Origin of the sequence: Tahibacter sp. (genome assembly GCF_032229445.1) — a bacterium.
In the GTDB taxonomy this organism is placed as follows: Bacteria; Pseudomonadota; Gammaproteobacteria; order Xanthomonadales; family Rhodanobacteraceae; genus Tahibacter.
This window is the reverse complement of the sequence record NZ_JAVTWC010000081.1, coordinates 21,611-48,213: the sequence shown is the minus strand read 5'-3', so window position 1 is coordinate 48,213 and position 26,603 is coordinate 21,611. Positions and strand designations below refer to the sequence as shown.

Below are 26,603 nucleotides of genomic sequence, written 5' to 3'. Positions count from 1 at the left end.
TGCCCGCACTGCCTGAAAACGCTCGGCTACACCCACACTGATCCGCGAAGACCCATTTTGCATGGACACCGTCCGCGTCTGTCGATCCGCCCCGTCTTCTTCTCATGTCACACGACTGGCGGCAGGGGCAACTCAAACAGACGAAGCGGCGGCTACTGCGATCGGCGCTGATGAATCGTTGGACCTACGACTCACGTCGCCCACGAATTTGTCATCGCGGCAGACCTCGTCTCCGTGCGCATGGACAGCAACGTCGTATGGCTGGCATGCCAATTGCCCCACCTGATGACTCAGGGATAACAACGAGCCTTCAAATAGCTCAACTCTTGTCACCGTCTGAAAGGAGATTCCATGTCCGCGCAACCTCGTCCCCTCGCCATTGCGACCGGTGCTTCATCAGGCATCGGCCTCGAACTTGCCCGGCTCGCTGCTCACGAAGGCTACGATCTTGTCATTGCCGCTGATCGCCCGTTGGCGGATGCGACCCAGACCCTCGAGGCACTGGGCGCTGCCGTGATTGCGGTTGAAGCCGATCTCGCCGTCCCCGAAGGCATCCGCGAGCTTCTGTCAGTCGTCCGCGATCGTCCTGTTTCCGTTCTGTTTGCAAATGCCGGGCACGGTCTTGGCGGCGCGTTCCTCGACCAGGATCCGAAAGAATTTCAGCATGTGATCGACACCAATATCAGCGGAACGGTGGCCCTGCTTCATGCGGTCGGCCAACGCATGCGCGCTCAAGGGACCGGAAGGATTCTGATCACCGGCTCCATCGCAGGGTTCCAGCCAGGCAGCTATCAGGCCGTCTACAACGGCACCAAGGCGTTCATCGATTCCTTTGCGCTGGCGCTGCGCGACGAGCTCAAGGAAACCGGCGTCACGGTGTCATGCCTGATGCCGGGCGCCACGGATACCGAGTTCTTCGAGCGCGCTGACATGCTCGATACCAAAGTGGGCGCCAGCAAGAAGATGGATCCGGCCGAGGTCGCAAAAATCGGCTTCGACGCGATGAAGGAGGGCGAGGCCGATGTCGTCGCCGGGTGGCGAAACAAACTCATGGTGGCGCTCGGCAATGTGACGCCCGGCGAAACGCTTGCAGCTCAACACGCCAAGGCAGCCAAGCCCGGCAGCGCCAACCATTGAGGAGACATCGCTATGAGAGCCCTGACCTATCACGGCGCCAAGGATGTACGTGTTGAAAACATGCCCGATCCGGTACTGATCGAGGACGACGACATCATTCTGCGAGTCACGGCCACGGCCATCTGCGGCTCGGACCTCCACCTGTTCCGCGGCAAGATGCCGGGCATGGAATCGGGCGACATACTCGGTCATGAGTTCATGGGCATCGTCGAAGACACCGGTTCCGGCGTGTCGGCGGTGAAGAAGGGCGACCGCGTCGTCATTCCTTTCGTCATTGCATGTGGCCATTGCTTTTTCTGCGAACTCACGCAATTTGCATGCTGCGAAGCCACGGGACCCAACCCCGGTGCTGCGCTCAACCGCAAGAACATCTCCTCCCCGCCGGCCCTGTTCGGATACAGCCATCTTTACGGCGGTGTGCCGGGAGGCCAAGCCGAGTTCGTGCGCGTACCCAAGGCGAACGTGGGTCCGTTCGCGGTTCCCGGCAGCTTGTCCGACGAGCAGGTCCTGTTCCTGAGCGACATCCTTCCAACGGGCTATCAAGCTGTCCTGAATGGGGAAGTCAAGCAAGGCTCAACCGTCGCGATTTTTGGCGCCGGTCCCGTCGGGTTGATGGCAGCGGCCTGCGCGCGCATGTTGGGTGCCGAGAAGATATTCATGATCGATCACCATCCCTATCGGCTGGAGTTCGCGCGAACGACGTATGGAGTCATTCCCATCAACTTCGACGAGATTGACGATCCGGCCGAGTCGATCGTTGCGCAGACCGCCTATCGTGGGGTGGACGTTTCGATCGATGCCGTGGGCTTCGAGGCAAAGGGCAGCACCACCGAGACCGTGCTCGCGACCATCAAGGCGGAGGGCGGCAGCGGATTTGTTCTTCGTCAGTGCATCGCCGCAACGCGACGTGGCGGCATCGTCAGCGTTCCTGGTGTATACGCGGGCTGGCTGCACGGATTCCTGTTCGGTGATGCATTCGAAAAAGGACTGACGTTCCGCATGGGGCAGACGCACGTCCATCGCCTGCTGCCGGAACTCCTCGAGCACATCGAGAACGGCGACCTGCAGCCCGAAGTCATCATCACCCATCGCATGAATCTGGACGACGCGGCGCGGGGATACGAAATTTTCAACGACAAGGAAGAGGATTGCCGCAAGGTCGTTCTGGTCCCCTGACATTTCAGCCCGGAAGACGCGATCGCTACCGTCTTCCGGGCTCCTTCCAGATGAGGTGGGTCATCGGAACCTGTCACGCGTTTCGGCGATGCTTCACGTCCTCGATCAGGGTTTCCTCACTCGGCGACGATCGTGCGTCCATTGCTTGCGGCGATCCACCGCTACTGCGCAGCAACCACCCGATGCTCAAGGGCGCCAGCATCAGCGGCAACAGGTAATACGCGGCCCGATAGACCAGCACGCCGGCTACGATACGATGCGCATCGATGCTGCCGGCGAGGCTCTTGAGGATCACGTAGTCGAGCACGCCCCAGCCGCCCGGCACATGCGTGACAGCGCCCGCGACAGCAGCAACCAGCAGCGAGGTCAGCGCCGACGCATAGGCGACGCCGTCGCCAAGGCACAGCATCAGCACGGCGCCGATCAGCGCCCAGTTCGCCGCACCCACGCCGATCTGTGCCAGCGCCAGCTGCCACGGCGGAAAGTGGAACGCGTGGCCGCGCACTGTCCAGGTGCTCTGTTTTACACAGGCGTACAGGTACAGCGCCACCGCGATCGCCGCCGCGACGCTGATCGCGATGGCGCCCGGCACACCGGTCCAGCGCGCCAGCGCCTGCGTCGAGGCCCATAGCGGCAGGCTCGCGAGCAGGATCAGATAGCCCAGCCAGTTCGACGCCATGCTCAGCGCGAGCAGGCGTGAGATGTCGGCCACGGCGACGCCCTGGCGACCGTAGAGCTTGTACCGCAGGGCCGCCGCGCCGACGAGGCTGCCGAGGTTGAGGTTGCACGCATAGCTGCTCGTCGCCGTGAGCCAGACCCGATGGCGGGCCAGCCGGAGTTTCAGCGCGCGCGCACCGAGCACGTCGAGCATGCCGTACAGCGCGTGGCTGGCCAGCGCCGCGACGGCAATGAACGCGAGTGTCGCGAGCGACCGCGAACGCAAGGCAGCGCCGACAGCCGGCCAGTCCGTTTCGCGCACGATCTGCGTGACCAGCCACAGCGTGAAGACGATCAGCACCACGCCGAGCGCACGCAGGCCATGGCGGCGCCAGGCCGGCGTGGCACTCGCTTCCGCTACCGCCTCAGTGGCCGCCATCGGCTTCCGGCACCATGCGTTCGATGTGCGGGCGTGCCGTGGGAATGCGCTGCGCCCAGCGCGGGTAATGGCGCAGGAAATGGAACACGAACACGCTGCTGAAGGTACGCCACCAGGTGCGCCGCGGCACACGTGCGGCGGTGACCGGCTGGCAGCTCTTTTCGAGCAGGGCACGCAACCGTGAGCCGAGTTCCTCGCTGAAAGCGGCATCATCGATGATGACGTTCGCCTCGAGGTTCAGCGACAGGCTCAGCGGATCGAGGTTGCTGGATCCGACCGTGGCCCAGCGTCCGTCGACCACCGCGACCTTCGCATGCATGGGCCGCGCGCAGAATTCGTAGACGCGCACGCCGGCCGGCACGAGATAGTGATAGAGCCAGCGCGCGACGATCGTGACGATGGGCATGTCGGGATTGCCCTGCACGACCAGGCTGACATTGACGCCGCGCCGGGCCGCATTGCGCAGATCGCGCAGCAGCCGGTAGCCCGGAAAGAAATACGCATTGGCGATGATGATCTCGCGCTGGGCCGCGCGGATGGCGACGCGGTACTCGCGTTCGATGTCGGTGGGATGGCGGTGATTGTCGCGTGTGACGAAGCGCACGCGGGCGGCACCGTCGGCCAGTGCCTCGGCATGTGACTGCACGTCGCGCCGGCTCTGCGGCAGCGTAGCGGCCGTGCGCGAACGGATCACGAAATCCTCGATGTCCGCGACGACGGCGCCGCGCAGCTCCACCGCATAGTCCTGCAATGCTTTTGGCCCGGATTCGAGCAGCTGGTCGCGACAGAAATTGATGCCGCCAACGAACGCAAGCACGCCGTCGATGAGCACGATCTTGCGATGCAGGCGGCGGAACAGGTTCGTGCGTACACCGAACAGGCGCCGCCGCGGCTCGTAGATATGCAGGCGCACGCCAGCGGCGGCCATGCGCGCGCGATAGTCCTCGCCGAGCGGCTCCGACCCGAAGCCGTCGGCCAGCACGTCGACCTCGACGCCGCGCGCTGTGGCCTCGCGCAGCGCGTCCAGCAGGCCGTTGCCGACACTGTCGTCGGCGAGGATGAAGGTCTCGATATACACGCGCACCTGCGCCTGCCGGATCGCCTCGAACACGCGCGGGAAGAATTCCTCGCCGTTCTCGAGGAGGTTCACACAGTTGCCGTCACGCCACAGCGGTTTCATGGGCACAGTTCCGCAAGCAAGGGTAGATGGTCGGAGAGGTGCGGCCACGGCAGGGCCGACAGTACACAGGCAGATTGCACGCGCAGGTTGCTCACGTAGATGCGATCGAGCGCCAGCAGCGGCCAGCGCGCCGGAAAGGTGCGCGGCTGCGCGACGCCGGCGCGCGCGAAGGCCGAATGCAGGCCCCCGGCACCGTGCAGGATGGTGTCGGCGCGACCGCGCCAGTCGTTGAAATCGCCAGCCACAACCAGCGGCGTATCAGGCGCGATCTGCGCCTCGACCAGTGCCTTGAGCAGCAGCAGCTGGCGCTGGCGATGGGCCTCGCGCAGGCCCAGGTGCACGCAGATCGCATGCAGTTCGCCGACCTGCGGCACGTCGAGCACGCAATGCAGCAGACCGCGCGGCTCGGGACCGTTCACCGAAATGTCGTGATTGCGCTCGCTGACGATCGGAAACCGCGACAGAAGCGCGTTGCCGTGATGGCCGTGCGGATACACGGCGTTGCGTCCGTAGGCGAACTGCGGCCACAGCTGGTCGGCGAGGAATTCGTAGTGCGGCCCGGACACGCTGCCGGCGCCGCGCGATGCGCGCTGTTCCTCACCGCTGACTTCCTGCAGGAACACCACATCCGCACCGCTGCTGCGAACTGCATCGCGCAGTTCGCCGAGCATGAACCGGCGGTTCCAGGGCGCCAGCCCCTTGTGCGTGTTGATTGTAAGCACGCGTACCGCGTTCGACTGCGCCTGCGCCACGGGCTGGCGCTGCGGTGCATCGCGGCATGCGTCGGCCATCGCAACGACCTTAGTCATGACGGCGCTCACGCAGCAGATCCTGCGAGCCCAGTTCGCGACGCGCATCGCGCACGGCCTCGACGATGACGTCGGCGTGGGGCTTCGACCGTTCCATGGGTTCCATCGGCTCCGCCGGTTCTCCGGACGCAGCGCGCCGTGTCCTCGCATTGCGCGGCTCGCGCACCGTTTCCGCCGCGTCATTGCTGGCGACCAAGCGCATCTGCGGTGGTCCGAAGTCAACGCCTAGAGCCTGCAATCGCGCACGGACCGCGCGCAACGCCTCGCTGCGCGCGCGTCCAAAATCGCCGTTGCGCTGATCGACCCAGGCAAAGAACTGCACGCGCATCCCTTCGCGCGTGACCTCGGCCATCTGCACCGATGGTTCCGGCTCATTCAGCACGTCGGCGGTTTCGCATACGGCCTGTAACCCTTCGCGCATGACCGCGGCGACATCGGCGCTCGGCTCGATAGCCAGGCTGAAATCGAAGCGGCGCTTGCCGTTGCTGCTGAAATTCACCAGCACGGCCTTGAACACGAGTGCATTGGGCAAACTGAGCTGGTTGCCGTCGAACGTCATCAGTATCGTCGCGCGCGAGTTCATGCCGACGACGACGCCCTGGTGCGAATCGATCGAAACCGAATCGTCGGGCGCAAAAGGCCGGCGCAGGCTCAGCAGGATTCCGGCGATATAGTTCTCCAGCAGATCGCGAAACGCAAAACCCAGCGCGATGCCGGCGACACCGGCCGAACCGAGCAGTGCCGCAGCGAACGTGGTTGCGTCGAGGATTTCGAGTGCGAACAGCAGGCCGAGTATCGCCGCGACGACACGGATAGCCTGGCGCATCAGTTCGCTGACAAAGGGATTGGCGCCCGCGGCACGGCCTACCCAGGTACGCCGTGACACCCAGCGTCCAGCGCGCCAGAACAACCAGATCACGCCGACCGCGACCAGCAAGAGCGGCACTGAGCCCAGCAATCGCAGCAGCTTCTGCGCGCTGATGCGCAGCGACGGTACGATGCGCTCGAGTGTGCCCGTGGCCACTTCGATGCGATTGACGACCTGGCCGCCGCCGTTGTTGGCCTGGGCAATCTTTTCGGCAAGTTCCTTGTCCGCCTCGCGGACGACGCGGCCTTCGAGAATCAGCACCTTGCCGAAGCGGCGCGGCTGCACGCGTTCGAGACCCTCCACCTGCTGCAGCACTGCTTCGGCACTGTCGTTGACCGGCGCCGGAACCTGCGCCACCGCTGCTGCGGCGAATACAAAAAATGCCAGCACCAGCAGCCGGCCTTCACCGCGCCGCATCGTCACCTCCCGCGAGTCCCGCCAGCCACACGCCGACCGCCGCGTAGTCATCGAGATGAAATTTCGCCGCGAGCGACGTGCGCGTGCCCACGCCGATACCGAAGCCGCCGAGTGCGATCGCCGCGACGAAGGCGTCTTCGTCGGTGACGTCGTCGCCGACGACGACGGGCAATCGTCCGGCGAATGGCGGCACCTGCATCTGTCCAAACAAGGCCGTGCCCTTGTCGTGGTCGCGCGCCGCGAACTCGAACACGCAGACCCCATCGAGCAGGCGCAGGCGGTCATGCCGAGGCAGCAGCGGCAACAGCGCGCTTCTCAGGCTTTCTGCACGCTCTGGCGCATGCCGGTAATGCAACACGCACGAACTCGGTTTGCGTTCGACCCAGGTGCCCGGGTTGTCCGCGGAAATCTTTCCGAGCGCTGCCTGGATCTCGAGCAGTTGCTCCTTGTAGACCTGGTCGTACAGCGCGGCGCCGGCCCCGCCGTGTTCGGCAATACGCGGCAGCTTGAGCGGGCCCAGGATGCGATCGAGGTCCGCCGCACTGCGACCGCTGAGTACGCAGACTGCGCCGTCGAGACGTGTTGCGAGCAGGCTCAGCACGCTGCGCAACACCGGGGACAGGGCAACGTCTGCGGGGTTGTCGCGGTAGTCGCAGAGGGTGCCGTCGAGGTCGAGGAAAAGTGCCCAGCGCGTTGCCTCGGGCAGCCGCGTCGGCGGGTAGTGGCGAGGGCTCCGGGTGGATGAGCGATGGGCGAGGATGGGTTCGAATGACGAATCAATGGAAGACATGCGGCGAGTCCTTCGCGTGAAAACTTCAGCGCGCCCCGCCTTGCAGCGGCGCACGGCGCTGCAGCCGTTCTGCAGAAGCTGTGCCACGCGTCCGCATGGCATGTCTATTGCTCCGCTACTGTCGACTTCGGCTCAAGGAAGGCTAATGGATGTGACTACGCACGACCCCGACAACGACGCGGCAACGCCGACCGGTCGCGAGGCAGCGATCGGGGAAGGACGCCTGATCGTCGTGTCCAATCGCGTGATGCTGCCCGGCACGACACAGGCCGGCGGACTTGCGCAGGCCGTGCTCACGCTGCTGCAGCATCGCGGCGGCAGCTGGATGGGCTGGAGCGGCGGCACTGCCCCCGAGGTCGTGCCCACCGTGCAGCAGCAGGGTCGCATCCGCTACGTGACCTGGGATCTTCCGCGCGGTGAGTTCGACGATTTCTATGCGGAATATTCCAATCGTACACTGTGGCCACTGCTGCACGGCCGCACCGATCTCATGGCGTTCGACCGCACGCACCTGCAGGGCTACCTGCGCGTCAACGAGCGCTTCGCCGAGTTCGTCGCCAACGAGGCCGGCCCGCACGACGTCATCTGGATCCACGACTATCACCTGATGCCGCTGGCCTCGCTGCTGCGCGCACGCGGCCTCACGAACCGCATCGGCTTTTTCCTGCATACGCCACTGCCCGCGCCGCGCACGCTGGTCACGCTGCCGCAGCATCGTGCGATGCTCGGCCTGCTCGCGGCCTGCGACGTGATCGGCCTGCAGACCGCGAACGACGCGCGCGCAATGACGAACTATCTCGTGGCCGAACTCGGCGCGACCGAGGGCGATGGCGTGCTGCAGCTGCCCAGTGGCGAATGCACGCGCGTGCGGGCGTTCCCGATCGGCATCGACCCGGCCGGCATGGCCGCGCTCGCGCACGAGGCCGAACGGTTGCCGGAGATCCAGCAACTGCGCGGTAGCCTGGGACGCAGCAGCCTCGTGATCGGCGTCGACCGCCTCGACTACTCCAAAGGCCTGCCGCAACGGCTGCGCGCATTCCGCCATCTGCTCGGCAACAACCCCTCGCTCGCCGGCCGCGCGACCTACCTGCAGGTCACGCCCGAATCGCGTCGCGACATCAGCGAATACCGCCAGCTCAGCCGCGAGGTGCAGCGCCTCGTCGGCGACATCAACGGCCACTTTGCCGCGCCGGCCTGGACGCCGGTGCGCTACGTCAATCGGGGCTATTCGCACGCGACGCTGGCCGGCTTCTATCGCCTCGCCCGCGTCTGCGTCGTGACGCCGCTGCGCGACGGCATGAACCTCGTCGCGAAGGAATACCTCGCCTGCCAGAATCCCGAGGATCCCGGCGTGCTCGTGCTCTCCGAGTTCGCCGGCGCCGCCGCCGAACTGGGCGACTGCGCGCTGATCGTGAACCCGTACGACATCGAAGGCTGCTCGCGCGCGATGGCACGCGCGCTGACCATGCCGCTGGAGGAGCGCCTGCGCCGCTGGCATGCCGCGATGCGGATCCTGGAAGACGGAAACGTACGGCGCTGGAGCGAGAATTTCCTCGCCGCGCTGGACCAGCCGCGCCTGCCGCGCTGCGCCGCCATGGTGGCCGCATGAGGGCCGACGCAGCCGGCAGCGCCGGCCCGACCGCCAGCCTGCCCCGGACGGCGGCGATCGATCGCAGCCAGGTCGACTGGTACAAGGACGCCGTGATCTACCACGTCAAGTCTTTCCTCGACGGCAACGGCGACGGTATCGGCGATTTTGCGGGACTGCTGTCCCGGCTCGACTACATCGTCTCGCTCGGCGTCGACACGCTGTGGCTACTACCCTACTACCCGTCGCCGCGGCGCGACGACGGTTACGACGTGGCCGATTACTTCAACGTGCATCCGGACTACGGCACGCTGGATGATCTGAAGCACTTCCTCGATGCGGCCCATGCGCGCGGCCTGCGCGTGATCGGCGACCTCGTCCTCAACCACACCTCGTCGGACCATCCGTGGTTCGACCGTGCGCGGCGTGCCGCGCGCGGTACGCCCGAACACGAGTTCTATGTCTGGTCCGACACCGACCAGGCCTATGCCGGCACCCGCATCATTTTTCCGGATGTGGAGAAATCCAACTGGAGCTGGGATCCGGTAGCCGGACGCTATTACTTCCACCGCTTCTACGCACACCAGCCGGACCTGAATTTCGACAACCCGCTGGTGCTGGAGGCGATGCTCGAGGTGCTGCGCTTCTGGCTGGACCTGGGTGTCGACGGCTTCCGCCTGGACGCGGTCGCCTATCTCGTCGAGCGCGAAGGCACGAGCAACGAGAACCTGCCGGGCACGCACGAGGTCCTACGCCGGCTGCGCGCGGAGATCGACGCGCACTATCCCGACCGCATGCTGCTGGCCGAGGCCAACCAGTGGCCCGAGGACATGCTCGAATATTTCGGCAAGGACGACGAATGCCACATGGCGTTCCACTTCCCGCTCATGCCGCGCATGTACATGGCGATCGCGCAGGAGGACCGCTTCCCGATCAGCGACATCCTGCGCCAGACGCCACCCACTCCGCCGCTGTCGCAGTGGGCGATCTTCCTGCGCAACCATGACGAGCTCACGCTCGAAATGGTCACCGACGCCGAGCGTGACTATCTATGGGAAACCTACGCGGCCGATCCACGCGCGCGCATCAACCTCGGCATCCGCCGGCGCCTCGCCCCGCTGCTGCAGCGCGACCGCCGCCGCATCGAACTCATGACTGCCTTGCTGCTGACCCTGCCCGGCACGCCGGTGCTGTATTACGGCGACGAGATCGGCATGGGCGACAACGTGCATCTGGGCGACCGCGACGGCGTGCGTACGCCGATGCAATGGTCGCCCGACCGCAACGGTGGCTTCTCCCGCGCCGACACGCAGTCGCTCGTACTGCCGCCGATCGCCGATCCGGTCTACGGCTTCGCCGCGGTCAATGTCGAGGCGCAGGAGTCCGATCCGCATTCGCTGCTGCACTGGACGCGGCGCGTGGTCGCGGTGCGGCGGCGCTACGGCCCGCTGTTCGGTCGCGGCGAGCTGCGCTTCATCTATCCGCGCAACCGCAAGGTGCTCGCCTACCTGCGCGAATGGCACGGCGTGCACGTGCTCTGCGTCGTCAACTTCGCGCGCACCCTGCAGGCGGTCGAACTGGACCTGTCCGAGTTCGACGGCCGCGTGCCGGTCGACATCGTCGGTGCATCGGCGCTGCCGACGATCGGCCGCGCACCGTATCTGCTGACCTTGCCGTCATACGGCTTCGTCGCGCTGGAGCTGGCCGGACGCGAGCGCCTGCCCGACTGGTACCGGCCTGAACCCGAACCGCTGCCGGAGCTGCAGACGCTCGTCCTGCGCCACGCGCTGGCCGACGACGTCGCGGAGAAATACGCCGCGCGGCTGCGCGACGAACTCCTGCCGCCCTGGCTGCAGCGGCGCGACTGGAATGCCGGCGCGATCGAAGGCATCTATCCCGCCGCGCCCGGCAGCGCGGACGCGGTCCTGCTGCAGCTCGGCCACGGCGAGCGACGCGAACTGCTGCCGCTCGCGATCGCGTGGGAAGGCCAGGAAGCTGCATCGGGCACACTGCCGCATGCGCTCGCCCGCGTGCGTCGCGGCGCGCGCGTCGGCTTGCTCAGCGACGGTCTCGCCGTTCGCGAGCTGCTCGACGCGTGGCGCGATGCCTGGCAGGCGCAGAGCGAATGGCACAGCGGCGGCATTGCGCTGCGCTTCCGCCGCAGCGACGCGACGAAGGAACTGCCACCGCCGCGCAATCGCGAGATCAGCCTCGGTGAGCAGGGCCACGGCATCCAGCGCGCGCGGCTCGACGCCTCGTTCGCGATCAGTCTCGCGCGCGGTACTGCGCGCAGTCTCGACGGGCCGCTGCAGATTGCCACGGGCCTGCACCACGCAGGCTACGGCGGCGTCGCGCCGCTGATCGGCACGGCGGAAATCGTCGACGAGAACGCGGCACAACTCTTCGCGCTCGCGCACGAATGGCCGGCCAACCAGGGCAATGCACAAGACTGGACGCTGAGCTTCCTGCGCCGCAGCCTGCACGAATACCGCGCCACCGGTGCCGATCGTCAGCGCCAGCTCGTGCAGGCCTGCCGGCCGCTGGCGCAGCGCCTCGGAACGCGCCTGGGCGAACTGCATTGCGCGCTCGCGACGCTGGGTACCGGCGTTGTGCTCGGCAACGCCTGGCTGCGCGATGTGCTCAGCGACACGCTGCGCAGCTTCCGTGCGCAGGCCGGCGCGCTCAAGGACGAACTGCGGCTGCCGGCCGAACTCGTGCAAGCCGCCGCGCGACGCATCCGCAGCCTCGACGATTCGCTGGCCGACGCCAACGCCGGAACGGCGCAGCGCGTGCACGGCGATCTGTCGCTCGCGCAGGTACTGCTGACCGCCGGCGACGTGTGCTTCGTCGATTTCGCCAACCCGGCCACCGTGCTGGCTCAGACCGGAACGACGCGGGGCTGCCGTCTCGCCGATGTGGCCGCGCTGCTGCACGCGATCGATCACGCCGGTGCCGTGGTCGCCGGGGAATTCGATGCGGAAGACCGGGTCGCACTCGAGTTCAGCCAGGCCTTCCACGCGCAGGCACGCGAAGCCTTGCTCTCCGGCTACTTCACCACCTGCCCGAATGCGAGCGAGCCCGTCGAACCGCGCGTGCGCCGCCACTTGCTGCGCCTGCTGCAGTCCTGGCATGCGGTGCGCGAACTCGACCAGGCGCGCCGCACCGAATCCCTGCACAGCGCCTGGGGTGCGTTGCGCCGTGCGCTGAACCTGTCGCCACGTACCGGCACGCTGAACCGGCTCGTACCGTCCACATCGGCACTGGCACGATGACTGCAGCCGCTTGTCCGTTCCCCTTCGAGGTCAACCTCATGTCGAACCCGCCCACCAAGCCCTCACGCGCCCGCGATGCGAAAGATCCGCCGTCGCCGGGCAGCACCACGATCGCCGAGCCTCGCACGCAGAAGAAGCAACGCAAAGCCCACGCCGACGACAATCTGGACAAGGCGTTGAACGAAACCTTTCCCGCTAGCGACCCTATTTCCCCGTTCGTACCTGCGGTACCGCGGGAGAAAAGAAACTAAGCGCGTCTGACAACATGCCGAGCGAACCCGCCAATGCCGTAGAAGCCCTCCCCTTCAAGGGGGTTGGAGCCGGCGGCTCAGAACCGAAAGGTTATCACCGGCTTCAACGCCCGACGGGCCGGAGGATTGGGTGGGGATGGTGTTCGCACGGCAGAGGGTCGTAGCGCGAAACGCCGTATTCACCGTAATGCAGTTGCTTTTGTTGTCCAAGCGACACACCCCATCCCCACCCAACCCTCCCCTTCAAGGGGAGGGCCAGGTTCACGCGTCGTCCTCAAGGCCTCGCCATGCCACGTCCCATCTGGAACGGAACCATCTCCTTCGGCTTGCTGCAGGTTCCCGTGCAGCTGATGCCCGGCGAGCGCAGTACCGACCTGCATTTCCGCATGCTGGACGGACGTAACAAGTCGCCGATCCGCTACGAGCGCGTCAACGCCGAGACCGGCGAGGAGGTGCCATGGAAGGAGATCGTCAAGGCCTACGAATACGCCAAGGGCAGCTATGCGGTCATCGACGAAAAGGAGCTCAAGCGCGCCGCGCCCGAATCAACCGAAACCGTGGACATCGAAGCCTTCGTCGACGCCGATGCGATCGACGAGCGCTATTTCGAGAAACCCTATGTGCTAGTACCCGGCAAGCGCGCGAGCAAGGGCTATGTGCTGCTGCGCGAGACCCTGAAGAAGACGCGCAAGGTCGGCATCGCGAAACTCGTGATCCGCACGCGCCAGTACCTGGCCATGCTCAAGCCGCACGATCGCGCGTTGGTGCTGATCCTGCTGCGCTTTCCGCAGGAAATCATCGACACCGCCGACTACGACCTGCCCAAGAGCGGCGCTGCGGGCGAACGCATCTCGGCGCGCGAACTGGACATGGCGGCCAAGCTCGTCGAGTCGATGAGCGCGGACTGGAAGCCCACGGACTACAAGGACGACTTCCGCGACAAGCTGCGCAAGATCGTCGAGGCGAGCATCAGAAAAGGCCGTGGCCGCGCCGCGCCGAAACTCGAGCCGATCGAAGCCGACACCGAGACGTCGACGAACGTGGTCGACTTCATGTCGCTGCTGGAAAAGAGCCTGGCAAGCGGTCGGCGCACAGGTCCGACGACGAGCACCAAGGCCGACGCGAAAGCCAGTACGAAAAGCGCGCCCAAGCGCGCAGCCAAGAAACCGGCGGCACGCAAGAAAACCGCGGCGAAGAAGACCGCGAAGCCCGCAAGGCAGCGCGCGTCCTGATCGCGATAGCTCCCTCACCCAACGGCTTTGGCGCTTACCCTACCCTTTCGCCGCCAGCGCGTTCCGCGGTGGGGCGAGAGGGTCCTGAAGCGCGCTAGACGAGCGCCTGAGCCGCAAGTTCCGCCGCAACGACGCGATCGTCGAAGTCGATGCGGCGCTCTGCGCCACCGGTATCGACGCTGAGCACGGTCTCCGCGCCACGTCCGGCGATCAGCACCGTATCGCCGGCCTGGGCCAGCGACAGCGCGTGGCCGATCGCAGCACGGCGCTCGTCGACGACATGCACCTTGGCGCGGTCCTGCGCATCGACGCCGGCAAGTATCGCGGCGGCAATACCGTCGAATGCCTCGCCGCGGAAATTGTCGGGCGTGACAATGACGATATCCGCGCGCTGCCCGGCGATCTGCCCCATGACGGGTCGCTTGGTCGCGTCGCGCCGGCCGCCGCAGCCGAACACGCAGATCAGTCGTCCCGGCGTCAGCGGACGCAAAGTGTCGAGCACGACCTCGAGCGCGCCGGGCTTGTGCGCGAAGTCGACCACGACCGAGACCTCGCCGCGGTGCACGACGCGCTCCATGCGACCCGGGACAGGCGTCATCTCGCGCAGTCCACGCGCCAGCGCCTCCGGCGGCACGCCGAGTTCGCGCGCGAGCGCGACCGCGCCGAGAATGTTTTCCGCGTTGAAGCGGCCGATCAGCGCCGAGTCCACGGTGATCGCGGGCGCCATGGCACCGGTCTGCACGATGTCGCCGGCAATGCCCGCGGCCGAAATGCGCAGTCCCGATCCGTCCAGTCCCTGCGCGGGCGGCTGCAGGCTGAAGGCGACCGGCGCGTGCTCGGCAAACCCGTCGGATCCGCACAACTGCGCGTACAGCCGCGCGCCGTAGGCATCGCCGACGTGGATGGCCGCGCGTGGCGACTTGCCGTGGCGCCGCGCGTGAGCGACGTAGTCGGTGAACAGCCGCGCCTTGGCCGCGAAATAGTTGTCCATGGTTTCGTGCAGGTCGAGGTGTTCGACCGACAGGTTGGTGAACACCATGCCGTCGAAGGCGACGGCGAGCGTGCGCTCCTGCTCCAGCGCGTGCGAGGACACTTCCATCGCGACCGCGCTGCAGCCCGCATCGGCCATGTCGCGCAGGATGCGGTTGAGGACGAAGGTGCTCGGTGTCGTGTTCGGCGACGGCAGGACATGGCCGGCGTAGCGCATGTTCTCGGTGCCGATCACGCCGACCGAATGGCCGCCGGCACGCAGCAGGCTTTCGAGCAGATAGGTCGTCGTGGTCTTGCCGCAGGTGCCGGTGACGGCAGCCATCAGCAGCCGCGCGCTGGGATCGCCGTAGAACGCACGCGCCAGCTCGGCCGAGGCGGCCCGCCGGTTGCTCACGCGCACCACGCGCTCCGGCGCGAGCTGCGGCAGATCCGTCTCGCTGACGACCAGCGCCGCGCCGGCGGCGAGCGCGCGATCCAGGAATTCGTCCTTGTGCGCACGGCCGCTGCCGTAGACGAAGACACCGCCGGCGACAAGCTCGCGCGTGTCGTCGGTGACGATGGGATAACGACGGATGGCGGCTACGAGTTCGTCGAAGGTCATACGGGTCCGAATCGATGAAGGCGGAACGCGAGCGCCATCGCCGATGGATGCGCGCCCCGCCGAGGGGCAATCAGTGACGGCTCAGCCTGCGGTCGCGACAGGGCTTCGCGCAGGCCAGTTCGTGGCGGAAATGAGGCGGCAGAACAATCAGTGCCGCCGTGGCGGCGACCGCTGCGGCGCGGATGATCGCACGAAGCGCAGCGCAGCCCGATACGCCGCGACACGCGCGCGGCACCACGACGGCGTCGCTGCTGCATCGCTTCAGGCGAGGATCGAGAACCAGTCGCCCGAACTGGACTCCACGAGCGCACGCGCATCCATCGTACTGAACGAGTACCAGCGCCCTTGCGCGTCGCGCGCCCAGCGCAACGGCTCGGCATCGCCGGTCGGCGCGTCGGACAGGCGCGCTTCGCAGAACACGTCCAGCTCGCGCGTCTCGCCGCGCGTGGCCTGCACGGTGAGCCTCGTGATCGCGTGCTTGTACATGAGTGGCTCCCTGCGGATGAGTGAACGTGAGAAGCGTGGGAAGTGGGAAGGAGGGAATGAGCGAATGAATGAGCGATCGGTAAACGGTGGTGTGGAACGACGCGCTGCCTGCATACGCGAGCCTTCGCAGAACCCGTGCCGACGCTTGCCACGCGCAACGCCTTGAAACTGGATGGCCTGGCCGCGGGGCACGCCGCGCCGATTGCATGCCGGGCCGCGCCCCAGGCTTGCAGACTGCCCGGATTGGCCGCTTCAACAGGACCGCGCAAGCGACCGGAACGCTGGCCCGATCGCTGCAGTACGCCGCCAGAGCCCGACGGAGAACCGCATGCCCGCGCCCTCGCGCCGCCTGCCCGCCCACCTGCGTCATGTCAGCGACGCTGCACCCGGCATTCGCCGCCAGCGTCACGGCAAAGCCTTCGTCTACCTGCATCCCAGCGGCCGCCGCATTGCCGACGAGCGCGTGCTCGCGAGGATCCGCAAACTCGCCATACCGCCGGCCTATGACGACGTCTGGATCTGCCTGCACCCCGACGGTCATCTGCAGGCCACCGGCCGCGATGCGCGCGGACGCAAGCAGTATCGCTATCACGCGGGTTTCCGCGCGTTCCGCGACGATCGCAAGTACGCGCTGCTCGACGATTTCAGTGCGGCGCTGCCGCGTTTGCGCCGACGTCTGCAGGTGCTGCTCAAGGCGCCGGCACTGACGCGCGATAAAGTGCTCGCGGCCGTCGTCAGCCTGCTCGACCAGACCCTGATCCGTGTCGGCAACGAGGAATACGCGCGCAGCAACAGTTCCTACGGTCTGACCACGCTGCGCGACCGCCATGCGCGGATCGGCTCGCGCCGCATCGAGCTGAGCTTTCGCGGCAAGACCGGCAAGCCGCTGCGCATCACGCTGTCCGACGCACGCCTCGCGCGCATCGTGCGACGCTGCCAGGAGCTGCCGGGCCAGCTGCTGTTCCAGTACATCGGCGCGGACGGGCGGCCACACCCGCTGCGCTCGACCGACGTCAACGCGTTTCTTGCGCAACTGAGCGGGCTCGCGCTGACCGCGCGCACCTTCCGCACCTGGGGCGCGACGGCGTCGCTCGTACGCGCCTGGCAGGCGTCGCTGGACCAGGACGCCGAGCTGCCGGCAGGGGCACGCATGAAGGCCTGCATCGCGAGCGTCGCGGCGCGTCTGGGCAATACCGCCACGGTCTGCCGCAATTCGTATCTCGACCCGCGCGTGATGGAAGCCCTGCAATCCGGCGCCTGGCAGCCGCCCGATACCCAGTACCAGCGGCCGGTGCGCGGACTGAGCTGGGAAGAACGCGCCGTGCGCGCGCTGATCGCTCCGGCGCGTCGGCGTCGCGCCTCTTCAGCGGTGCAGTAAGAACTACCTGACCCGACGCCAGAGCCTGAGTGCGAGCCGAGGCCATTGCGCCCTTCCCCTTCCAGGGCGTGCAGGCTGCAGGGTTGGGTGAGCAGGGATTGACGTTGCGCCGTCCGTGCACCGGTGCACCGCGCCGCACTCACGCCGCATGCCGCAGCAGCCCCTCTACCAGCGCGTCGAACGCGACGCGGCAGCGCGCGCTGTTGCGCAGGTCCTCGTGCATCACGAGCCAAGTCTCCAGCGGGATCGTCACGTCGTTCGCGAGCACCCGCACCAGCTGTGGATCGCGCGCGGCTATGGCCACCTGGCAGATGCCGATGCCCGCACCGGCGCGTATCAGTGCGAGCTGCGCGACGTCACTGTCGGTGCGCTGCGCAAAGTTCTCCCGCTGCCAGCCCGGCAGCCATTTCTTCGCTGCACGCAGGAACGGCGTTTCCTCGTCGAAGCCGATCAGCGCATGCGAAGCCAGTTCCGCCGGCCTGGTCGGCACGCCCCGGCGCGCCAGATAGTCGGCGTGCGCGAACAGACCCAGTTCGACCGTGCCGACGCGGCGCGCGATCAGCAGGTCCTGCCGTGGTTGGGTCATGCGCACGGCGATGTCCGCTTCGCGCCGCAACAGATCGTGCACGCGGTTGCTCAGCACGAGTTCGATCCGCAGTTCCGGATACTGGGCGCCCAGGCCGGCCAGCACAGGCGGGAGCACTTCGACGCCGATCATGTCGCTGGCCGAGATCCGCACGGTGCCGCGCACGCCGTCACCGTGGCTGCCGACGGCACGGCGCAGCGCCGCCGCGTTGCTGCGCATTGCCTCGACGTAGACGCGCAGGCCCAGGGCGGCATCCGTAGGCGTCAGGCCCGCTGGCGAGCGGGTGAACAGCGCAAGGCCCAGTTCCTGCTCCAGCGCGGCGATATGGCGCCCCACCGTCGGCTGGGCCAGGCCGAGCGCCCTGCCGGCACCGGATAGCGAAGCGTGCTCGAGTACGCCGAGAAAGGTCCGGTAGAGCTCCCAGTTGGCGTCGTTATCCATACAGAAATGTATAGCAGCACGTACAGATCAGGCAATTCCATTGGTGCGTACGGACGCCGAAGATGCCGCCAACCCCACCGCACCGAGGTATTGCCATGAACCCTTCGAAGATTGCTCTCGTCCTGGGCGCCACCGGCGGCATCGGTGGCGAGGTCGCCAACCAGTTGCGCGATGCGGGCTGGACGGTACGCGCGATGAAGCGCGACGGGTCCCCGCAAACGCGCGACGGCATCGAATGGCTGCCGGGCGATGCGATGAACCGCGAAGACGTCCTGCGCGCCGCAAAGGGCTGCGCGGTGATCGTTCACGCGGTGAACCCGCCGGGCTACCGCCGCTGGGCCGAACTCGTGCTGCCGATGCTGGACAACACTATCGCCGCGGCCATCGCCGAACAGGCCACGATCGTTCTGCCCGGCACGGTCTACAACTACGGTCCCGACGCGTTTCCCCTCGTGCACGAAGACGCGCCGCAGCACGCGCCGACCCGCAAGGGAAAGATCCGCGTCGAGATGGAGCAACGACTGCGCGCCGCGACCGAACATGGATGCCGCGTGCTCATCGTGCGCGCCGGCGACTTCTTCGGTCCGAAGGTCGGCAACAACTGGTTCTCGCAGGGGCTGGTCAAGCCGGGACGACCGGTGACGACGATCAGCCTGCCAGGCACCCCCGGCATCGGGCATCAGTGGTCCTACCTGCCGGACGTGGCGCGCACGATGGTCGCGCTGCTCGAGCGCAGCGAGCGTCTCGATCGTTTTGCGACGTTCCACATGGCCGGCCACTGGGACGCCGACGGCCAGCAGATGGCCGACGCGATCGCGCGGGCCGTGCAGCGCCGCGGCGGCGCTGCGCCGGAACGACGCCGGTTTCCGTGGTGGCTGATCACGCTCGCGTCGCCGTTCGTCGAGACGCTGCGCGAACTGCGGCAGATGCGCTACCTGTGGCGCGAGCCGGTGCGCATGAGCCATGCACGCCTGCTGGACGTACTCGGCCACGAGCCACACACGCCGCTCGACGATGCGGTCATGGCGACGCTGGACGGCCTGGGCTGCTTCGACGGCATGCCGGCACCGGCCGCTCAACGCATCGCGGAACCCGCTGCACGCCGATCGTGACGATGGCCGGGCGGCCGGGCCTGCGTCGAGGCCGGCCGCCCATGCATCGTCAGTAACCGATCGAGAAGCGCTGCTTGCGATGTGCGCCTTGTTCGAGTTCGTCGACCAGCGCGATGGCGTAGTCCTCCATCGAAATGCGGCTTTCACCGTTGGCATCGGTGATGAGTTCATCCGTGCCGAGACGGAAGCGGCCCTTGCGCTCGCCCGGCTCGAAGAATGCCGCCGGGGCCAGGTAAGTCCAGTCGACGTTGGACGTGCGCAGCACGTCGAGTGCCTTCACATGCGACCTCGCGATCGGCAGGTACGGTGCCGGCAGATGACCCGAGTCGATCAACGACACGCCAGGCGCCACGTTCAGTCCGCCCGCGCCACCGACGACCAGCAGGCGAGCCACGCCGGCACGGCGCACGGCATCCACCTGGCGCTGCGTGACGCCAACGAGCTGATCGGTGTCGTCGGCCGGCGGCGCATACGCGCTGATCACCGCACCGGCGCCCCGGATCGTCTCGGCGATGCGGCCTGCATCGCTGAGATCATCCTGCCGGACGTCGTGCGCCGACGATGCCGACAGCTTGCTCACGTCCCGCGCCGACGCGGTCACGGTGTGGCCGCGGGTAACCAGTTCCTGCAGCAGGCGACTGCCGGTCTTGCCGGTGGCGCCAAACAGTACGACGTTCATGGTCATGCTCCTGAATTTCGAGAAAGTGGCGGTTGACCAGCGAATCGTTCGATGATCGAATCCGAGCGCAACAGTGCGCGTTTTCCTCGTCGGGGAGCAGTATGGGTACGATGCGGCACGAAGAAAAACGGATAGTTTGCCCGTCTATCATCGATTCTTTCGAATGTTGAAAATCAGCCTCGACGGACTTCAGGTGCTCGACGCGATCGACCGGCGCGGGTCGTTCGCTGGCGCGGCCACCGAGCTGCACCGCGTGCCGTCGACGATCTCCTACACCGTGTCCAAACTCGAACAGGACCTCGGGGTCGCGATCTTCGAGCGTGCCGGACCACGCGTCAGCCTGACCGCCGCGGGCTCGGAGCTGCTCAAGGAAGGCCGCTACCTGCTCAAGGCGGCGCAGGATCTCGAACACCGGGTGCGCCGCGTCGCCTCGGGCTGGGAAACCCAGTTCGCCATCGGACTCGAATCGCTGCTGCCGCCGTCGGTGCTCGCCGACGACGTCCGCGCGTTCTATCGCATCGCCGACCGCACGCGGCTGCGCATCTCGCAGGACTCACTGTCAGGATCATGGGAAGCGCTGCTGGATCGGCGCGTGGATCTCGTGATCGCCGCCGCGGGCGACGGCCCGTCGGGCGGCGGCTACGTCACGGAACGGCTGGGTTCCGTGCCGTTCGTCTTCGCCGTGGCGCCCGACCATCCGCTGGCCAAAGCAAAGCAGCCGCTCGACAAGGCATCGCTGCGCGCGCACCGCGCGGTAGCCGTCGCCGACTCGGCGCGGCGCCTGATGCCGCGCACGGTCGGCCTGCTGTTCGGTCAGGACACGCTCACGGTGCCCGACAGCTTCAGCAAGTACGCGTACCAGATCGCCGGCTTTGGTTTCGGCTACCTGCCCGAGGTGTACGCGCGTCCGGCGATCGATGCCGGTCGCCTGGTGCACATGCAGGTCGAGGAACAGCGGCCCGACGAGGAACTGCATCTCGCCTGGCGCTCCGACGAGGACGGCGCCGCCCTCGCCTGGTGGATCGAACGCCTGCGACGGCCAGGTTGCCTGCAGCAGATGTTCGAGCACACGGCGCGTATACATTTCGGCGCAGGTGCCGCTCCCGCCGCTTCACTACCGCCCCGCGTGCGCGCACCGCGACAGAAAAAGTGATTCCGTGCACCGGTCCGGGCCTTCTTCGCCCAGCGCCGCCGAAGGCCGCAGCGTCGCCCGACGGCACGGGATGAACCGGGAGTCGCGGCATACGGCAGGCACCGCAAAAGAAACGTTGTGATTTCTTGCAAAAACGTCTCCAGGGTGACCGCACCACCCTTCCGCGACCAGCCCGCAGGCGCGACCTGCGCAGCGATCACGGCTAGCCGTCCGCCACGGCGAAATCGGCAACGCCGTCCACGAGGCCGAACCGTGCCGCGCAGCTGGCCATGGCCCAGTCGACGAAAGCCTGTGCGGCCGGCGCAAGCCGGCGCGGCGCCGGGTGCAGCAGCGACACGTGCAGCGGCGGCGACGCGTATGCCGCGAGCACCTCGACCAGACTGCCGTCGCGCAGATGCGCCTCGACATGCGCGCGCGGCAGCTGCGCGAGACCGCAGCCGCGCAAGGCGCAGATCAGATAGCTCTCGCTGTCGCTGACGGAAATGCTCTTGCGCAGCCGATACTCGTGCTGCGCGTCGCCGCCGCGCAGGCGGATGCGCGCTTCGGTTTCGCGCTGCCGCTGCAGCCAGCCGATGCCGACGTGCGCGGTCAGGTCGTCCGGGCACAGCGGTTCGCCGTAGCGCTGCAGATATGCGGGGCTGGCGCAGAGCAGTTGCGGCAGGACGGCCAGCCCATGCGTGGCCATCGACGATTCGCAGGGAGTGTCCGTGCGCACGAGGCAGTCGATGCCGTCGCGCAGCAGGTCGGCAAGGCGCTCGCCGTTGCTGATCACCAGCTCGATCTGCGGATGCTGCCGGCAAAACTCGTCGATCCACGGCAGCAGCAGTTGCGTCGCGACACTGCCGCGCAGGTCCACGCGCAACACGCCGCGCGGCTCGCTCGCCACACGGGACAGGCTGCTCTCGATCTGCTCCAGCTCGATAAGCAGGTGTGCGCAGAAATCGTAATACGCCCGCCCGTCCGGCGTGACGTGAACCTGCCGTGTCGTGCGTTCGAGCAGGCGGGTGCCGAGGCGGTGTTCAAGCGCCTTGATGGCGTGGGTCGCGGTGGCGCGGGGAATACCGAGTTCGGCAGCCGCGCGGGTGAAGCTGCCAAACTCCACGATGCGCGTGAACAGACGCAGGCTATCGAATCGATCCATTGTGACTGCCATCCTTTGCCGGGATACGAAAACCGCTCGGTCGCAAATCCCTGTGACCGATCTGCACTGGCAGCGCGCTGCCTGCACAGCCCGCCGCCATTTGCCTGGTGTGCCAACCCACAGGTTCCCGAACACGCCGGGGTCTTTTGCCGCAATACGTCGTTGCGCTGGTCGCACCCATGCGGCGTGCCGCATCGCCGCGCGTGATCTCGCGCAACGCCATGGGCAAATTCTTGACCGAAAACGTAGCTGCCGACATGCGACTTGCCGGCTGCTGTGCCTCGGAAAATTCCGAGATACCGCGCCATGCCAATTCCTCTCTTGCCATAACTGACCGATCAATCATCGCCGAATGATTTCTGCGTGTAGACCCTACAGCATTCTTTACACGCACGACATGCAACCCGCAGAAAAATCGCTTATTTCGGCCGAAATATCGTCAAAACCGGGTTTTTGTGAGTTGTTTTTTGAACAACGCTTTTCGTTACTGTTGTAGAAAACAAAACTTTGACCGGCACGCCCGATGCAACGCGCAGGCGCGCGTAGTGAAAAGGTCTTGCAGCGCGGATGACGGCGTGCGCCCGGCGACGCGCCTGTTGCGAGGAACGAGACGTGGGAGGCGAGAAACGAGCGAGCGGCAATGGCTCGCCCTGACTGAGGAACAAGGGAAGAGGAGCGAGAAACGAGTCAGCGGCGGTGGCTCGCCCTGACTGAGAATCGAGAAGAGAGAAGTGAGAAACGAGTGAGCGGCAGCGGCTCGACGAACTCCTCGTTTCCCACTTCTCTCTTCCCTCGTTCCTCGCTCCCCTCTTTGATCACGCAGAGCGGAACGTGGTGCGAAACGGACTGCCGCAGCGCCGTCTCAGCGCACGCCGCTGATGACGAAGGCGGCCCAGTAGTACGGATGGCTGAAGTCCTCGCCCCAGCCTATCCAGCGCTGCCAGGCGGGTCGGTCGCTGGCGAGTAGCTGGCGCTGGGCCAGCGCGAGCGCGAGATCCGCCGGCGTGCCGCGCGCGAGTTCGGTGTAGAACGCGCGCATGAGCTGCTCGGTCGGCGCGTCGGCGACGCGCCACAGGGTCGCGACCACGGAGCCGGCACCGGCAAACTGGAATGCACGCGTCAGCCCGACCAGTCCTTCACCGCCGGCATTGAAGCCCAGCGCGCTGTCGCAGGCCGACAAGGTGACCAGCCCGGCACGCAGCGGCGCCGCACGCATGACATCCCAGGCGCTCAGCCGGGCTTCCCCGCCCAGGCGCAGGAACGAATCCAGCGGATAGGCCGGATCGACCACGGCGTGGCTGGCGAAATGGACGATGTCCGCCTCGCGCAGCGCAGCCAGTGCCTGCGCCGGACTCGCCGCCGTACCCGCATGCAACTGTGCGCGCGCACCGAACAGGGCTGCGATCGCCTCTGACTCGCGCTGCGCGGCGGGCAGGTCACCGTCGCCGTTGGCACGGGGCGCGGCAAGGATCGCGACGCGCGCCTGATCGGCCGGCCACAGCGGCGGCGGCCGGCCGAGATAGGCACTGGCCGAAACCAGCAGGCCAAGCACATGACGCTGCGCCAGGAACAGGCCGTCGGCACCCTCCTCGCGCAATACCGCGAACGGCAGACGATGCAGCGGACCATCGGGTACCAGGTACAGCCGCGCCGCATCGCCGATCGCCGGCGCGAGCGGCGCGATCAGGCGCGCATGCAGCGCGGCGGCGCGCTGCAGCAGCGCCTCGCGGCTCGCGCTTCCGGCCGTCGGCAGCGTGATCAGCAGGCGCAGCGCGTCGACCTCGCGTTCCAGCGACGCCGCATCAAGATCCAGCGCGAATGCCTGCACTTGCGGCCGGTCGCGGCGCAGTACGAAGGCCCAGCTGCGCTCGGGCAGCACGGCATAGGACACCAGTGCCGCATCCGCCGGCAGTGCCGCGGCGACCTCGGCGGCCTGTGCCGCACGCGGCAGCGCCAGTCCGGCCAGGCGCGCATCCGCCGCGACGAGACGCTGCTGCAATGCCGCGCCGCGCTGCCGCAGCCGGGAAAAGGTCTGCGCATCCAGCACGCTGCCGGCCTGCGCCTGCTTCTGCGCGCGCAGGTAGTCCTCCGCGATCGCCCGCTCCTCGTCGCGCAGCGCCGCATCGACGTGGGCCAGCAAGGCCTCGCGCCGTTGCCCCAGCGTGGCGAGGAATTCGCGCGCGCGATAGCGGTCGAGCAGCAGCCAGGCCGCGTCGGTGCGCACCATCGCCAGCAAATGCGCAAGCATTTCGCGGTAGAACGGCGCCGACCGCGCGGCCCAGCGCGCGCGCGTTTCCTCGTTGCCGCCGAGCAGATCGCGCTGCGCTTCGAGCGCATCGAGCGCGCTCGCGAAATCGGCCAGCGCAGCGTCCGCATCGCCGCGGTCGCGCGACAGGCGCGCGCGGGCCAGCAGGGTTTCGGCTTCGAGCACGGTCTGCGGCGCATAGCGGCGGCGCAGTTCCAGCGCTTCGCCGACGCTGGCCGCCGATTCGTCGTAGCGCGCGAGCCGGCGCAGCGCTTCGGCCCGCTGCACCAGCACCGGCGCGAGCTGGATGCGCCGTTCGCGCGCGCGCAGCAGTGCCGCGGCCGCGTCCGCATCGGCCAGCGCGGCCTCGACCTCGCCGGAGTCCAGGCGCAGTTGCGCGCGCAGCGACAGCGCGTCGGCATGCAAGGTGTCGCTGCGCTCGCCGGTCGTGGCCAGCGCGACCGCGTCGGCTTCCCGCAAGGCCTCGGCGCGACGCGCCTGTCCGGCCAGCGCGAGCGCGAGCTGCAGACGCATGCTCAGGGTTTCGTAGGCCGTCGCGTCGATCTGCAGGCCCGCGGCGACGGCATCGCGCAGCAAGGCTTCGGCCCGCGCCGATTCACCGCGCCGCTCCAGCGTCTGCGCGAGTTGCGCGCGGCTCATCGCCGCTTCGGAACCCGCCGGCGAGGCAAGCGCAAATGTCGCCATGGCCTGCGCGAGATGCCGTTCCGCCACATCGAGGCGGCCGCGCTCGAACGCCATGAGGCCGGCGTTGTACTGCAGCCGGCCCAGGCTCATCTGTCCCGGCGCGATGCGCGCCATCTGCCGCAGCGCTGCTTCGGCCTCGCTCACGGCGGTGTCGAGATCGCCGCGAGAGCCATGCACGGTTGCGATCGCGCCGCGCAGGCCGGCGTGCTGCAGGCTGTCGGGCGCGAGCGCCCGCACGGTGCGCTCGGCGTCGGCATAGCGCGTCATCGCGGCGTCGAGCCGGCCCTGGCGATAGTCGACGAAACCCTGCACCTGCAGCGCCGCGGCGGCGATCGTATTCGGGCCGGATTCGGCCTGGGCCAAGGTCAGCGCCTCGGCGGCTGCACGCGCCGCGGTCGCGTAGTCACGCACGGTGAAAGCGCTGCGCGCGAGCGCGAGCTGCGCCCGCGCGCGCAACAGCGAGCCCGCATCAGCGCCGCGATGCGCGATCAGTGCCTGCGCGAGCACCACACCGACCTGGCGGTCCGGATTCGCTTCGGCGAGCTGCCAGCAATATTCAAGCACCGCGTCGGCGGCAGGCCCGGCAAGCGCGACCGCGGCATCGCAGTGCGCCGGGACTTCGGCCCATCGCCGTGCTGCGGCGTGATCGGCCGCGAGGCGCAGCTGGGTCCAGGCCTGCGCCCGGCGGCTGTCATCGCCGGTGTCCTGCAGTTGCCAGTCCCAGCGGCTGCCGGGCAATTCGATCTCACGCGTCCCGTCGCTGCGCTTCAGACGCACGGACAGCGGCCCCAGCGGTGCGTGAACAAGTTCCTTTTGCCACCAATCCAGCGCATCGGCACCGTCGTGCCACCGCGCCTGCGCGTCGCGCCAGGCCAGCAGCGTGTCGCCGGTCTGCACGTCGATGCCGAGGCCTAGCAGTGCGGGGCCGGGGTCGCGGACTTGCACGGCGGCCACGCCGCAGAGCGGCAGGGTAAGGAATAGAACAATGAGCGCGCCCCGGCGCATCAGGAAGGCTTTGAACAAGCCCTCCCCTTCAAGGGGAGGGTTGGGTGGGGATGGTGTTGAAGTTTGCCTTGTTGTTCGGGAGAAAACGTCTCTCCAGCAGCGTGCATAAGATTTTCGGCGTTACTCCATAGGCCGCGCCTGACACCATCCCCACCCAACCCTCCGGCCCGTTGGGCGTTGAAGTCGGTGAGAATCTTCCGGTTCTGAGCCACCGGCTCCAACCCCCTTGAAGGGGAGGGCTTCAAGCACGCTACGTCGCTTCCAC

At 67.3% G+C, this 26,603-nt stretch carries 20 protein-coding genes; 9 read left to right on the top strand and 11 right to left on the bottom strand.

Annotated features, from left to right (window positions below; genetic code table 11):
- Positions 1-351: 351 nt before the first annotated feature.
- Together RUU78_RS14450 and RUU78_RS14445 are read left to right on the top strand one after the other, a co-directional pair.
- Positions 352-1,137: an SDR family NAD(P)-dependent oxidoreductase gene (locus tag RUU78_RS14450; protein WP_313917759.1), complete on the top strand. Its 786-nt coding sequence runs from the start codon at positions 352-354 to the stop codon at positions 1,135-1,137.
- Between the two features lie 12 nt (positions 1,138-1,149).
- Positions 1,150-2,313 carry a zinc-dependent alcohol dehydrogenase gene (locus RUU78_RS14445; RefSeq protein WP_313917758.1) on the top strand — a complete coding sequence of 388 codons (1,164 nt, stop codon included), beginning with the start codon at positions 1,150-1,152 and terminating at the stop codon, positions 2,311-2,313.
- 73 nt (positions 2,314-2,386) lie between these two features.
- Here the strand turns inward: RUU78_RS14445 and RUU78_RS14440 are convergent, their stop codons facing one another.
- From RUU78_RS14440 to otsB, 5 genes are read right to left on the bottom strand one after another with little or no spacing between them, the layout of a single operon-like run.
- The gene (locus RUU78_RS14440; RefSeq protein WP_313917757.1) at positions 2,387-3,409 is read right to left on the bottom strand and encodes a YbhN family protein; all 1,023 of its coding nucleotides are present in this window, start codon (positions 3,407-3,409) and stop codon (positions 2,387-2,389) included.
- A complete protein-coding gene (gene clsB, locus RUU78_RS14435) occupies positions 3,396-4,589 on the bottom strand; it encodes a cardiolipin synthase ClsB (protein ID WP_313917756.1) in 1,194 nt (397 codons plus the stop codon). The genes RUU78_RS14440 and clsB overlap by 14 nt, the downstream gene beginning before the upstream one ends.
- Positions 4,586-5,398 (bottom strand): endonuclease/exonuclease/phosphatase family protein, encoded by an 813-nt coding sequence (locus tag RUU78_RS14430; protein ID WP_343232316.1) that lies wholly within the window; start codon positions 5,396-5,398, stop codon positions 4,586-4,588. The genes clsB and RUU78_RS14430 overlap by 4 nt, the downstream gene beginning before the upstream one ends.
- Complete coding sequence (locus RUU78_RS14425; RefSeq protein WP_313917755.1) at positions 5,391-6,683, bottom strand: mechanosensitive ion channel domain-containing protein; 1,293 nt, start codon at positions 6,681-6,683, stop codon at positions 5,391-5,393. The genes RUU78_RS14430 and RUU78_RS14425 overlap by 8 nt, the downstream gene beginning before the upstream one ends.
- Positions 6,670-7,473 carry a trehalose-phosphatase gene (gene otsB, locus RUU78_RS14420; protein WP_313917754.1) on the bottom strand — a complete coding sequence of 268 codons (804 nt, stop codon included), beginning with the start codon at positions 7,471-7,473 and terminating at the stop codon, positions 6,670-6,672. Before otsB ends, RUU78_RS14425 begins: the two co-directional genes overlap by 14 nt.
- Positions 7,474-7,720: 247 nt before the next feature.
- Here otsB and RUU78_RS14415 point away from each other — a divergent pair, with 247 nt between their 5' ends.
- From RUU78_RS14415 to RUU78_RS14400, 4 genes are all read left to right on the top strand, one after another.
- Complete coding sequence (locus RUU78_RS14415; protein WP_313917764.1) at positions 7,721-9,082, top strand: trehalose-6-phosphate synthase; 1,362 nt, start codon at positions 7,721-7,723, stop codon at positions 9,080-9,082.
- Positions 9,079-12,333: a maltose alpha-D-glucosyltransferase gene (treS, locus tag RUU78_RS14410; RefSeq protein ID WP_313917753.1), complete on the top strand. Its 3,255-nt coding sequence runs from the start codon at positions 9,079-9,081 to the stop codon at positions 12,331-12,333. The genes RUU78_RS14415 and treS overlap by 4 nt, the downstream gene beginning before the upstream one ends.
- Positions 12,330-12,584: a hypothetical protein gene (locus RUU78_RS14405; protein WP_313917752.1), complete on the top strand. Its 255-nt coding sequence runs from the start codon at positions 12,330-12,332 to the stop codon at positions 12,582-12,584. The genes treS and RUU78_RS14405 overlap by 4 nt, the downstream gene beginning before the upstream one ends.
- A 287-nt stretch (positions 12,585-12,871) precedes the next feature.
- Positions 12,872-13,816, top strand: coding sequence for a Ku protein (locus RUU78_RS14400; protein WP_313917751.1), 945 nt, complete (start codon positions 12,872-12,874; stop codon positions 13,814-13,816).
- A 94-nt stretch (positions 13,817-13,910) separates the two neighbouring features.
- On the opposite strand, the gene RUU78_RS14395 is transcribed toward RUU78_RS14400, so the two are convergent.
- Complete coding sequence (locus tag RUU78_RS14395) at positions 13,911-15,407, bottom strand: UDP-N-acetylmuramoyl-L-alanyl-D-glutamate--2,6-diaminopimelate ligase (protein WP_313917748.1); 1,497 nt, start codon at positions 15,405-15,407, stop codon at positions 13,911-13,913.
- 261 nt (positions 15,408-15,668) lie between these two features.
- Positions 15,669-15,893, bottom strand: coding sequence for a hypothetical protein (locus RUU78_RS14390; RefSeq protein WP_313917747.1), 225 nt, complete (start codon positions 15,891-15,893; stop codon positions 15,669-15,671).
- Between the two features lie 328 nt (positions 15,894-16,221).
- Here RUU78_RS14390 and RUU78_RS14385 point away from each other — a divergent pair, with 328 nt between their 5' ends.
- Positions 16,222-17,271 (top strand): DNA topoisomerase IB, encoded by a 1,050-nt coding sequence (locus RUU78_RS14385; RefSeq protein WP_313917745.1) that lies wholly within the window; start codon positions 16,222-16,224, stop codon positions 17,269-17,271.
- Positions 17,272-17,410: 139 nt separating this feature from the next.
- Here RUU78_RS14385 and RUU78_RS14380 read toward each other — a convergent pair whose 3' ends face one another.
- A complete protein-coding gene (locus RUU78_RS14380; protein WP_313917743.1) occupies positions 17,411-18,298 on the bottom strand; it encodes a LysR family transcriptional regulator in 888 nt (295 codons plus the stop codon).
- Between the two features lie 95 nt (positions 18,299-18,393).
- Between RUU78_RS14380 and RUU78_RS14375 the strand changes: the two genes are divergently transcribed.
- Positions 18,394-19,410, top strand: a complete 1,017-nt coding sequence (locus RUU78_RS14375) for an SDR family oxidoreductase (RefSeq protein WP_313917742.1) — start codon at positions 18,394-18,396, stop codon at positions 19,408-19,410.
- A gap of 49 nt (positions 19,411-19,459) precedes the next feature.
- Here the strand turns inward: RUU78_RS14375 and RUU78_RS14370 are convergent, their stop codons facing one another.
- Positions 19,460-20,089 carry an NAD(P)-dependent oxidoreductase gene (locus RUU78_RS14370; RefSeq protein WP_313917740.1) on the bottom strand — a complete coding sequence of 210 codons (630 nt, stop codon included), beginning with the start codon at positions 20,087-20,089 and terminating at the stop codon, positions 19,460-19,462.
- 166 nt (positions 20,090-20,255) lie between these two features.
- On the opposite strand from RUU78_RS14370, the gene RUU78_RS14365 reads away from it, so the two are divergent.
- Positions 20,256-21,242 carry a LysR substrate-binding domain-containing protein gene (locus RUU78_RS14365; protein ID WP_313917762.1) on the top strand — a complete coding sequence of 329 codons (987 nt, stop codon included), beginning with the start codon at positions 20,256-20,258 and terminating at the stop codon, positions 21,240-21,242.
- A gap of 202 nt (positions 21,243-21,444) precedes the next feature.
- Here RUU78_RS14365 and RUU78_RS14360 read toward each other — a convergent pair whose 3' ends face one another.
- On the bottom strand, positions 21,445-22,383 hold the full coding sequence (locus tag RUU78_RS14360) for a LysR family transcriptional regulator (protein WP_313917738.1): 939 nt from the start codon (positions 22,381-22,383) through the stop codon (positions 21,445-21,447).
- Positions 22,384-23,245: 862 nt separating this feature from the next.
- On the bottom strand, positions 23,246-26,356 hold the full coding sequence (locus RUU78_RS14355) for a CHAT domain-containing protein (RefSeq protein ID WP_313917736.1): 3,111 nt from the start codon (positions 26,354-26,356) through the stop codon (positions 23,246-23,248).
- Positions 26,357-26,603: the final 247 nt, after the last annotated feature.